The sequence below is a fragment of the Pokkaliibacter plantistimulans genome (assembly GCF_003194385.1).
GTDB classification, from domain to species: domain Bacteria; phylum Pseudomonadota; class Gammaproteobacteria; order Pseudomonadales; family Balneatricaceae; genus Pokkaliibacter; species Pokkaliibacter plantistimulans.
In genome coordinates this window covers 45732-57528 of sequence record NZ_LAPT01000023.1, presented here as the reverse complement: position 1 = coordinate 57528, position 11797 = coordinate 45732, and the positions used below count along the sequence as shown (strand labels likewise).

At 58.4% G+C, this 11797-nt stretch carries 9 protein-coding genes; 4 read left to right on the top strand and 5 right to left on the bottom strand.

Features of this window, described 5'->3' with window-relative positions:
• Nucleotides 1–399 precede the first annotated feature (399 nt).
• Together galU and waaA are read right to left on the bottom strand one after the other, a co-directional pair.
• A complete protein-coding gene (galU, locus tag WH50_RS06170) occupies nt 400–1269 on the bottom strand; it encodes a UTP--glucose-1-phosphate uridylyltransferase GalU (protein ID WP_104152021.1) in 870 nt (289 codons plus the stop codon).
• Nucleotides 1270–1354: 85 nt separating this feature from the next.
• On the bottom strand, nt 1355–2593 hold the full coding sequence (gene waaA / locus WH50_RS06165) for a lipid IV(A) 3-deoxy-D-manno-octulosonic acid transferase (protein ID WP_165838327.1): 1239 nt from the start codon (nt 2591–2593) through the stop codon (nt 1355–1357).
• A 235-nt stretch (nt 2594–2828) separates the two neighbouring features.
• Here waaA and WH50_RS06160 point away from each other — a divergent pair, with 235 nt between their 5' ends.
• Both WH50_RS06160 and WH50_RS06155 read left to right on the top strand, forming a co-directional pair.
• Nucleotides 2829–3839 carry an NAD-dependent epimerase gene (locus tag WH50_RS06160; protein WP_110186538.1) on the top strand — a complete coding sequence of 337 codons (1011 nt, stop codon included), beginning with the start codon at nt 2829–2831 and terminating at the stop codon, nt 3837–3839.
• 250 nt (nt 3840–4089) lie between these two features.
• The gene (locus tag WH50_RS06155) at nt 4090–5118 is read left to right on the top strand and encodes an LLM class flavin-dependent oxidoreductase (RefSeq protein ID WP_110186537.1); all 1029 of its coding nucleotides are present in this window, start codon (nt 4090–4092) and stop codon (nt 5116–5118) included.
• Here the strand turns inward: WH50_RS06155 and WH50_RS06150 are convergent, their stop codons facing one another.
• Entirely contained in the window at nt 5119–6390 is a 1272-nt protein-coding gene (locus WH50_RS06150; RefSeq protein ID WP_110186536.1) for an MFS transporter, read from the bottom strand.
• 414 nt (nt 6391–6804) lie between these two features.
• Here WH50_RS06150 and WH50_RS06145 point away from each other — a divergent pair, with 414 nt between their 5' ends.
• Both WH50_RS06145 and WH50_RS06140 read left to right on the top strand, forming a co-directional pair.
• Nucleotides 6805–8703, top strand: a complete 1899-nt coding sequence (locus WH50_RS06145; protein WP_110186535.1) for a PhoX family protein — start codon at nt 6805–6807, stop codon at nt 8701–8703.
• A 390-nt stretch (nt 8704–9093) separates the two neighbouring features.
• Nucleotides 9094–10074, top strand: coding sequence for an acyltransferase family protein (locus WH50_RS06140; RefSeq protein ID WP_110186534.1), 981 nt, complete (start codon nt 9094–9096; stop codon nt 10072–10074).
• 14 nt (nt 10075–10088) lie between these two features.
• On the opposite strand, the gene WH50_RS06135 is transcribed toward WH50_RS06140, so the two are convergent.
• Together WH50_RS06135 and WH50_RS06130 are read right to left on the bottom strand one after the other, a co-directional pair.
• Nucleotides 10089–11150: a YopT-type cysteine protease domain-containing protein gene (locus WH50_RS06135; protein WP_110186533.1), complete on the bottom strand. Its 1062-nt coding sequence runs from the start codon at nt 11148–11150 to the stop codon at nt 10089–10091.
• 27 nt (nt 11151–11177) lie between these two features.
• On the bottom strand, nt 11178–11672 hold the full coding sequence (locus WH50_RS06130) for a CesT family type III secretion system chaperone (RefSeq protein WP_165838326.1): 495 nt from the start codon (nt 11670–11672) through the stop codon (nt 11178–11180).
• Nucleotides 11673–11797: the final 125 nt, after the last annotated feature.

Genomic DNA, 11797 nt, shown 5'->3' with positions numbered 1-11797 from the left:
AAGTGGTGATCTGCCCCGCCACTGCCGCCCAAGGCAGTGGCACTGTTCGGCAACCGGTGTGTCTTTCCACACACCGCTGCATAGTGAACAGGCCGTTGCAAACGTTATCGAGGTAGCCGAGACAAGCCAATGCTCCCAGAGCACAAGCATCAGGTGAAAAGCGGAGTGGAGTGAACTCAATGAGCACTCCCTATGCTCACCCCTTCGGGGCCGTGCTAAAGCACGTTCAGCCTTTGGCTGTGAGCTTGTTTTTGACGTGGTATTCGGCAACGCAGATAGATTTTCAACGACCTGCCAGTTCGAAACTGACAGTAAATCCCGTCTGATCACACCTTACTACTCACCAGAAACAACAACGGCAGCTTGTGCTGCCGTTGTTTGAGATCCAGACCACACGAATTAGCCGTGCAGCTCATCCAAATACTTTCTGAAGGATGATCCCAGTTCCTTGTGGCGCAGGCCGTACTCAACGTTAGCCTGCAGATAGCCCAGCTTGGAGCCGCAGTCATAACGCTTGCCTTTGAACTGATGCGCCATCACACCTTCTTTCTCGATCAGGCGGGCAATGGCATCAGTTAGCTGGATTTCACCATTCGCACCGGGTGCCTGGGTTGCCAGCAGATCAAAAATACGGGGGGTCAGAACATAGCGACCTACGACGGTCAGATCTGAAGGCGCGTCTTCCACCTTGGGCTTCTCGACAATGCCTTTCATCTTGTAGACACCAGGCTCCAGATGCTCGGGGTCGATAACACCGTACTTGTACACCTGTTCCATGGGCACCTTCTCCACAGCAACCACAGACTGCTGGTACTGGTTGGCCAGACTCAGCATGTCAGACAGCGTACCTTTGCCTTCGGCGTAGATCAGGTCATCAGGAAGAATCACCGCTACCGGCTCGTAGCCAACCAGCGGACGGGCACAGAGTACAGCATGGCCCAGGCCCAGAGGCTTGGGCTGACGGGTAAAGGCGAAAGATACACCTTCGGGAATCACTTCACGCACCAGCTTCAGCAGCTCATGCTTACCGGCTTCTTCCAGCTGATCTTCCAGACCGGCATTGACGTCGAAGTGGTCAGCAATGGAGCGCTTGATGCTGCTGGTAATGAAGATAAAGTCGGTGACACCGGCAGCCACTGCCTCTTCAACCGCATACTGCACCAGGGGCTTATCCACAACCGGAAGCATTTCCTTGGCAATGGCTTTGGTGGCAGGCAGGAAGCGCGTACCCAAACCTGCAACAGGGAATATTGCCTTGCGTACGATCATGCGCAATCTCTCTTGTTTAGATGTTTAATTGTGGCCAGTCCTATATTACCGACCGGCTGGCGACTGTTCGAATCGGCGCCGTAATTCAGGTTTGCGCCAGAATGGCAGCAATCCAGTGGCCTGGGGCAGCCATCACCCCAGCCCCTTCCAGACCATCCTGCGCGGGCTCCAGCAGAGCCTGGCTGACGGCCTCTTCCAATGCCTGTACATCCCCCACCTGACGCACCCGTCCGGTAGGCTGCAGCTCCTCCAGTAAACTCTGGAAGTTGAACATGTGCGGACCAACCAGAGCGACCCGTCCCATCTGCAAGGGCTCAAAGGGATTGTGTCCGCCATGGGCGACCAGACTGCCACCAACAAAGGCCACATCCGCCACCCCGTAGAACAGCATCAGCTCACCCAGAGTATCAATCAGCACTACCTGTGTCGATTGCCCGGGCTGCTCGCCCAGACTGCGCCGCACTACCTGCAGCTGGCGTTGCTGACACAATTCGATAATTTCCCTGGCCCGTTCCGGATGCCGCGGGGCCAGCAACAGCAACAGTGACGGCTGCCGTTGCAACAACTTGATATGCAAATCCAGTACCTGTTCCTCTTCGCCGGGATGAGTACTGCCCGCAATCCAGCATGGGCGCCCCTCACACCATTGCTGTCGCAACTCTGCTGCCTTGAGTTTGATAGCCTCGGCTACCGGCATGGCCAGCTTGAGATTTCCCACCACCTCGGTGCGACTGACAGGCGTCCCCAGCTGCAGCAGGCGGTCGGCATCGGCACGGTACTGGCAACCCACCCAGTGCAGCGCCTGCCACACCGGCGTCATCAGACGGCGGACCTTTTGATAGCCATGGAATGAGCGCTCGGAAAGACGTGCGTTCGCCAAACTGACAGGAATATTGCGCTGCTGGCAGGCGGCGACCAGATTCGGCCACAACTCCGTCTCCATCAGCACCAGCGCGCGCGGCTGCAGCTGATCGAGCCAGGCCGATACCAGCCAGGGCAGATCGAAAGGCAGATAACAGCGTGCCACATCAGGTAGCAGGGCTTCACCACGGGCACGGCCTGTGGGCGTGGTGTGGGTCAGGATGACCGGCACCTCAGGGTGCTGCTCAGTCAGCCAGTTGATCAATACTGACGCGGCCTGGGTTTCCCCCACCGAGCAGCCATGTACGACTACCGCCTGTCTGGGCATAGCGGAAGCCACCTTACCCAGGCGCTCGCTCCAGTGGCGACGATATGCAGGTATACGACGGGAGCGCCACGCCATACGCAGCAATACTGCCGGTAGCAGCAGGCTGAACAGCAGGGAATACAAAGCTCGGGACATCCACATGAACCTGTCTGGAAAGAACGTGTCCGCAATGACGGCATCTGCCCGCCAACCGGAAGAATGCCTATTGTAAGGGGGCAATACCGGCTGACAAGCAGCTACCCCGACTTTCTGCCGCAGCGGTTGCCCGTCAACCCTGCGGCGACGGGCGCAAAGACTCGGGTTATTCATCACAAACGGATAGTGTAAACTGGCGCTTTCATGGCAACGGCCAGGGCCAAGAGGATAACAAATGAAGATTCTAGTTACCGGCGCAGCGGGCTTTATTGGCGCTCACGTCAGCATCGAACTGATGAAACGCGGCGACACCGTGGTCGGTATCGACAACCTCAATGACTACTACGACCCCAGCCTCAAGGACGCCCGTCTGGCCTGGGTTAACAGCCATTCAGGCAGTTTTACCTTCCTCAAGATGGATGTCGCTGACCGCGCCGCTATGGAGCAGCTGTTCAGCGAACAGCAGTTCGACAAGGTCATCCATCTGGCAGCACAGGCCGGGGTACGCTACTCACTGGAAAATCCTCACGCTTACGTGGAGGCCAATCTGGTGGGTTTCATGAACATCCTTGAAGGCTGCCGCCATCATAAGATTCAACATCTGGTGTATGCGTCCTCCAGCTCGGTCTACGGCGCTAATGAAACCATGCCGTTCTCGGTACACGATAACGTTGACCATCCGCTGTCCCTGTACGCCGCCACCAAGAAAGCCAACGAGCTGATGGCTCATACCTATAGCCATCTGTATCGCCTGCCCACGACGGGTTTGCGCTTCTTCACCGTGTACGGCCCCTGGGGACGGCCTGACATGGCCCTGTTCAAGTTCACCAAGGCCATCCTGCAGAATAACCCCATCGAGGTGTATAACTACGGCCATCATCGCCGCGACTTCACCTATATTGACGATATCGTTGAAGGCATCCTGCGTACCCTGGACCATACCGCCGCCGGGGATACCAGCTGGTCGGGTCTGGCGCCTGATCCTGGCACCAGCAGGGCACCCTGGCGGGTCTACAACATCGGCAATCAGCACCCGGTAGAGCTGCTGGACTACATCGCTGCGCTGGAAGAAGCGCTCGGCAAGAAGGCAGACAAAGTGATGCTGCCGATGCAACCCGGTGATGTGCCGGACACTTATGCCAATGTGGAAGCGCTGGTGCAGGATGTTGGTTACAAGCCCAATACACCGGTAGAAGAAGGTATCCGCCGCTTTGTGGCCTGGTACCGGGACTATTACAACTACTAATCAGATACGACTACTAATCAGATACGACTACTAACCAGAAACAACGGCTAATCAGATATAAGCATTGATCAGATTGACCTGTTGATAGTGTGCCGGCTGGCAGCAGCCGGCACCTGAACACCTCCCCTGCTGCGGCAGCATGCCTTGCGACACACAGCGCTCTGTATCAACAGGGTGTTGCCAAACACCAGCATTGCCTCATCGCCCTAGGCGCCCCATAAACAGGACTCTCATCCTACTGGGCGTATCTATGTCGCACACCCCTTCTCACGCTGCTGCAACGGAAGCCACACTGGCCACCACGCCGCTGTCCGTGCTGGATCTTTCACCCATTCTTGAAGGCCATACCGCGGCTGACTCCTTTGCCAATAGTCTGGCACTGGCACGGCATGTCGAGCAGGCGGGCTATCAGCGCATCTGGCTGGCAGAGCATCACAGCATGCCGGGAATTGCCAGCTCGGCCACTGCGGTGCTGATCGGACATATTGCCGGAGGTACCGAGCGTATTCGCGTTGGCTCCGGCGGCATAATGCTGCCCAACCATGCACCACTGGTGATCGCGGAACAATTCGGCACGCTGGAATCCCTCTACCCCGGCCGCATTGATCTGGGCCTCGGCCGCGCTCCCGGCAGCGATGGCAAGACCATGCGAGCCCTGCGTCGCGACCTGCACAGCAGCGGTGACGACTTCCCGCAGCTGCTGCACGAGCTGCGTAGTTATCTGGTGGGCAACGGCCCGGTGCGAGCCATTCCCGGCGAAGGTCTGGATATTCCTTTATGGCTGCTGGGCTCCAGCGACTTCAGTGCCCGTCTGGCAGGACAACTGGGGTTGCCGTTTGCCTTTGCCGGTCAGTTTGCGCCCAACCACATGATGATGGCGCTGCAGGCCTATCGCACGGCCTTCACCCCCTCTGCAGTGCTGCAGCAACCCTATGCCATGGTAGGCATGAATGTGGTCGTGGCTGACAGTGATGCCGAGGCCCAGTACCTGTTCAGCAGCCAGCAACAGCATGTGCTCAATCTGTTCCGCAACACGCTGGGCAAGCTGCAGCCGCCGGTGGAGAATATGGATGCCCTGTGGGAGGCACATGAGAAGCATTCGGTACTGAGCTTTCTCGGGGGCTCCGTTGTCGGCAGCCCGGAGAAGGTGAAGCAGCAGATGGCGCTGTTCCTGCGCAGCACTCAGGCCAACGAGCTGATCATCAACTGCGCCGTCTATGACCAGCAGGCCCGACGTCGCTCCTACTCTCTGCTGGCCGAGATCAAGGCGGCAGGCTGATCAGCTTTCATAGGGCACCCAGGCAGTACGCCGACCGGCTGGCAGGTCATGGATGACACACCAGCCCAGCACACCCACGATGGCATAGCTGATACCCGCTGCCTGTATCACACCGGATGGCTGCCATTGCTGCAGCAGCCACGGAGATGCCAGCATCGCCAGCAGGCTGCCACCCCACTCGAAAAACAGCCGCACTCTGAAAATGGCCGCCACATCATCACCGCGATAGCGGCTCTGCAGATGATTTGCCATCGGCAACTGCGTCACCGGTGCCCCCACCGCCGCAACAAAGGCTCCCAGATAGAGGCTGTAGTGATCCTGCCCCATGGCCATGCACAGAAAGCCCGTCGCCATCACCAGCCGCCCGGCTGACATCCACTGCCAGGGCCGGACGATGCGCATTTCTGCCACCAGCAGGTTGGCCAGCACATTGCCCGCGCCGTACACCGCTATCACACTGCCCAGCGTGATGCCGCTACGCAGATATTCAGGCTGTTTGAGTAACAGTGCAGTGCTGACGAACAGCGCCAGATACCACCAGCCGCTGCAGATACCGAAGGCCAGCAGGTGAAAGTAATAGCGAGGATCACGCCGCAACAGAATAAAGCCACGCAACGCCGTGGCCAGACAGCCTGATAACGGGCAGGGAGCCGCATCGGCAGGAGCAGAAACGGCGGCGACCGGCGCCAGTGCTTTTCGCAGCAACCCCAGGGTGCAGAGCGACACCAGGTACGTTAGCCCGGTTAACAGAAAAAACAGCGACAAATGCAGCAGAGGGAATAACAGGGCGCCTAACCCCGGCCCGAGGACGCGCGCCAGCCTTCGCATAATATCGAACAGGGCATTGATTGAAGACAGCTGTGCACTGTCAACGCTGAGGCGCGGCAGCGCCATCTGCAGGCTCGGATCAAACACCGGCCGGATGTAGGCCATGACCATCATGGCGAGCACGAGCAAAAAGAGCGGGGGAGCACTTGCGTCACCCTGCAACAGGCAGATGGCCAGCCCGAGCATCACCAACACACGGCAGCCATCACTGATCATCATCAGTATTCGGCAGTCCTTGCCCTGGGTCAGCAGATTGGAAGTCAATGTCGACAACAGGGTGATCAGCGATTGCAGCGCCAGCAGATAACCCGCCTGATAGCCCAGGCTGGTCGTGGCCAAACAGACCACCGCCAGTGCATAGAACTCATCACCCACGCCAGCCAGCACCTGTGCCAGCCATAACCTGCGAACCGCATGAAGTTGTAACGTCTGGATCACCTTCATGGGAGCACCACCTGTTTTCAGCAACCACTTGATCACGCACGCAATCAAACTTCTGTTCAAACAATGGCAATGGAATGCTCAACCAATATGAACCAGGGAAGGATAAATTCACAACAGCCAACACGGCCGGATGATCAAAAATCCGCCAGGCACTTGACGCCTATCAGTTGCATAGTTGTGAACGTAAAAACGAACAATAACGCCAAATTGTCAAATATCTGTCACGAAGGGTGGTTAGTTTAGGTGGCCGTAATCAATGGCCCGCCACCAATACCCCACAGAAGGTAGCCCGGCGCGGTCGACTGGAAACACAACCGTGACTCTCGCTCAGGCTACATGCAGGCACAGCTGCTGCACCGCTCCGGGCTGGCGAGAAGCGCATCGCCTAGTCTTTGACCAAGGAAGTACCAGACCATGAACCATAGCGTTGACAGTTCCCGTCGCAACCTTCTCAAATTTATCGCTGGCACCCCCCTGCTGCCTCTGGCTGGCGGCCTGGCTGGCATGGTCAGCTCCAGCGTCTTCGCGGCGGACCTGAAAGCCTCTTCCGTGCGCTTTGTGCCGATGGCTGCTCCGACTCTGAGCAACCCTGCCGAAATGGCCACCACCACTGTCAAATCCAGCATGGTGGTGAACTACACCGACGGCAGCAGCAAAACCTTCAAACTGGGTTACAAGCCTTTCTTCGTCACCGGCGACATGGTGGCTGATGGCAAGGGTGGCCAGGTACTGGCCGGTGGTTACTACGACATCAACAACCAGCCCATCATGAACTCCAACGGCAAGCAGTTCTTCTCTGACTGCCCCGATGGCAGCAGCCTGCTGAGCCTGAAAGATGCCAAGGTTGACGGCGTCAAAGGCAACCCGGTATTTGCCGTAGTGCAGTTCGAATACACCTCACGCGATGCTGAAGGTGCCGACATGTACGGCAAACTGCCTTCACCCATCGCCATCCTGTCACTGGATCAGAACCCTGAAACCGGTGAACTGAGCCTGGTGAAATACCACAATGTGGATACCAGCGGCGTGCACGGTCTGTGGATCACCTGCGGTGCCAGCCTGTCTCCCTGGAATACCCACCTGTCCAGTGAAGAGTATGAGCCCGATGCATTCAAGGCCGCCTCTGACGAACAGTTTCAGAGTTACAGCAAGCACCTGTACGGCGATGCCAGCAAAGCCAACCCCTACCACTATGGCCATCTGCCCGAAGTGACCGTCAACCCTGACGGCACCGGCACGGTGAAAAAGCACTACGGTATCGGCCGTATTTCCCACGAACTGGTACAGGTCATGCCTGATGAGCGCACCGTACTGATGGGCGACGACGCCACCAACGGCGGCCTGTTCATGTACGTGGCTGACAAGGCCCGCGACCTGTCTTCCGGCAACCTGTACGTCGGCAAGTGGACTCAGACTTCCGGCAAAGGCCCGGGCGCTGGCGACATCTCCTGGATCAAACTGGGTCACGCCACCAGCGACGAGATCAAAGCGCTGGTAGACGGCGGTATCAAACCCACCGACATCATGGAAGTGGCCTACAAAGACCCCAACGACGCCTCCTTCACCAAGATCGGTTTCGGTGGCAAGCCTAACTGGGTCAAGCTCAAGCCCGGTATGGAAAAAGCAGCTGCCTTCCTGGAAACCCACCGTTATGCTGCCCTGGTCGGCGGCACACTGGGCTTCACCAAAATGGAAGGCACCACCGTCAACATCGCTGACAAACGCGCCTACTCCGCCATGTCTTACGTCTACAAGACCATGACCGATGGCAGCAACGACATCCACGTCGAAGGCCCCAAAGCCGGTGCCGTGTACGAGCACATTCTGCAGGGCGGCCAGAAAGACAGCGAAGGCAATGCCATTGACAGCGATTGGGTATCAACTCACATGGAACCGCCCGCTGCGCTGGTCGGTGAAGATCTGGCCAAGGCCGATGCGCTGGGTAACAGCGCCCACGCTGACAAGATCGCCAACCCTGACAACCTGAAGTTCTCGGAAAAACTGCGCACCCTGTTCATCGGTGAAGACAGTGGCAACCACGTCAACAACTTCCTGTGGGCCTACAACGTCGACACCAAGGAACTGAGCCGTATCCTGTCCTGCCCGGCAGGTGCCGAGTCAACCGGCCTGCACGCGGTAGATGAAATCAATGGCTGGACCTACATCATGAGCAACCTGCAGCACCCCGGTGACTGGGAAAGCCCCCTGCACGATGTGGTGAAAGACACGCTGGATCCCCTGGTACGTGCCAACTACAAGGACCGTTTTGGCGCCGCTGTGGGTTATGTAACCGGTATGCCCGAACTGGGTTAATCGGACGGGGTGTGATAGCTCAGGCTGTGACATCACACCCAACCGGGCCAGCCCCTCACTCCGGCGGGCTGACCTGTTGTATGCAATTTGCTTGAATCTCCGCTCTCTTCAGGGGAACCGTTACCGGTCCCCCTGACCTTTCTCTCACAGGCCCACTTCGCGTGGGTCTTTTTTTCTTTTTCGCTGCCTGCCACTCATTCGCCAGTAGTGGCGGCCCGCCCGTCACCCCCATGACAAACTCTGCAATACACCGAGAACCTTGCTTGCGTCTGGAAACCCCCGCAGCGCGCGCCATCCGCCACACTGCATCAGGGAAGGCGTGGCAGCTACCCGGTGCCCGGCAGCGACTGAACACCGCAAGCGGGGCGACCATGGAAGGAAAAACAACAGATGCAACGCAATATTGCCCTCGATGGCCTCAAGATCACCCTGGCGCTGATGGTGGTCGCTCTGCATTGCGGCTTTCTCACCGATCTGGCCCCGCACGCCTCTTACCTGCTGATTCACGGACTGTTCCGGGCAGCCGTGCCGGTGTTCTTCATCATCAACGGCTATTTCTTCTGGCAGGCACTGGCCCCGCGCAACCCCGACGCTGGCAACGCGACTCCGGCTTGCTGCGACTGGTTCTACCGCATTGTGCTGCTGTATGCGTTCTGGATGCTGTTCTACGCCGTATTCTGGCTGCCTGCCGATACCGGCGTCCCCAGCGATGGCTGGACCCGTCTGGTCGTCCTGCTGTTTGGTTACTATCACCTCTGGTATCTGCCTGCCACCATCGGTGCAGCGGCGCTGACCTGGCTCATTCGACACCGCTCCACAGGCGTGATGGCTACACTGACACTGTTGACGCTGCTGACCGGCACCGCCCTGCAATATGCCTTCAGCTACCATCTGGCTGGCCCGCAACTGACCGGGTTACTGCCTGACAAGACCATGGTCTACCGCAACTTTCTGCTGTTTGGCCTGCCTTACTTTCTCTGTGGTGTACTGTTGCAGCGCTGTCAGCTCGGTAACCGTCTGAGTCATGTCACCCTCGGCAGGCTGGTGTTGCTGGGGATCGGGCTGGTACTGCTGGAGAGCTATGTGAACTATCAGCTGACGGGAGGCAAGGAGGGCTTTGATATGCTGCTGTCTCTGGCCGTGCTCTGCCCGGCGCTGTTTCTGCTGGCCAATGGCTACTTGCTGCGCGGCTCAGCGCCACTGGGGCGGCTGGCTGCGGCGCTGTACTTTATCCACCCGCTGTTTATTCACCTGCTGCATCGCTACACCGAGCTCAGGGCAACGCCACTGACACTGGCCGTGATCCCCGTGTCACTGGTCGCTGCACTGCTGTTGCTGCAGCTGAATCAGCGTTTGCGTCTGCTGGTTTGACCTGATCCCCCACCTCAGCCTGTACGCGACGAAGAGGGCGCTTGTGCTGAGCGGGTTTGCGCTTCCACTTCAGCCAGCTGAAAGCCGGTTGGCCGCAAACCAAACAGGGATGGCCCAAACAGACTGCCAATATCACGCTGGGTCACGTCTTTGAGGAAAGCAAACAGTTGCTGCTTGTTGTCCGCCTTGATCAGGCCGTACTCGGGGTCGAAATACTCCATCTTGCCGTTGGCATGCTGATGCAGACCTATGGCGTGGTAAGGCGTCAGCAGCAGAAAGGACTGCTTATGCCCGGGCAGCAGAGCGTGATCACGAATCACGTCCAGATCGCTCAGACGCATAAAGTTATGCAGCAGTTTACCGTCGCTGTTGCTCCCCAGTTTGAGCCCCATCTTGGGGAGCAGCTCCTTCAGCATCGGCCGGGCATCTTCGGTTTTCGTCGGATACTTCTGCTGCTCACGGTGCTGGATCAGCAGCACATTCTTCATGGTGGGATCCTGGCGATGATTATCCAGCCGTTTGAAATAGGTCTCGCTGGGTTGCCCTACGATCTGGCTGTGCACCCAGGTCGCCGATAGCCCCAGACAGGCATAGGACAGGGTGTCCTTATTTAGCCGTGACTCAGGCAAACCAAGACTCTTGCTGAATTCAAAGTCGTGCGCCCACAGCTTGTCGGAGAGATAGCTGCTCTGATGAAAAGGCTGGCTCAGCTGGCAGCCATGCTTTGTCGCCAGCTCTGCCGTGGCCTGCAGATGCCGCTCCGCCGCCAGCGAAGGCTCAAGGGACTCCGCCGCACTGGTGGCCACCTGTTTGGCCACGCTGGCAACCTTGGCCCCAATCCGCGACAACCAGGAAGAAGACGAAGACGAGGCCTGGCTCAGCGCCTGCTCTGGCGCCAAGGGGGATGTTGAGCTGCCTGCCGCCGCATTGCCCCCGGCAAAGCTCTGATGAGTACGGGGCTGAAAGTGTTCAAAGCGCACCGCCGTGCCCGCATGCAGTTTCACACCGACATCCTGCCGGGTTGCGACTCCGCTCCCGGTCTGCACCGGACTCAGGTGATTAATGGCTGTGGTCATGCTGCCTCCTGCCTGCTGCACCCATCATTACAGCCCCAGAGAACTGCGTTGCGACAGCGACAGGGGCGCCGCTGTGTTCGGTTTTCTGCCCTGCCCTGTTTGCCGATGCAGACGAAAGGCGTCCAGTTCATCCCGCAGACGGCTTGCCTGCAGCAGGATGGACTCAATGCGTTCGTCGAGCTGATCAAAGGACAACACCGCCAGATCCAGCCTGATACTGGCCAGCAGCTGCTGCGACTCCGGGTTATAGCCCAGTACCAGTTCCCCGACCCGGCCGGGATCCAGATTGAGCGCCATGGCAAACACCAGCACATCCATATCATGCTGGCCATCCAGACTTTGCAGATGCAGGAACACATGCAGCACAGTGCTGCCCTGAGGCTGCCACAACAGGCATTCCTGCCCGTGATCGTCGCTGACCACACAGCGATCATCTTCACCAAAGCGCAGCTGGCCCATGCCCTTGCTGGCAAGCCAGGCGGCCAGCCGTTCTCTGATGATCGTGGCGTTCTGTCCGGACATCGCTCTCCCCTCTGTCATGCAGGTGTGTGCTGCACAGTCGCGGCAGCCGTACCTCTTTTCAGTGGCGGTACATCCGGGCAGGTTCCTGCCGCGCGGCAGGTGGGAAGGCGGGAATAAAGATAAGT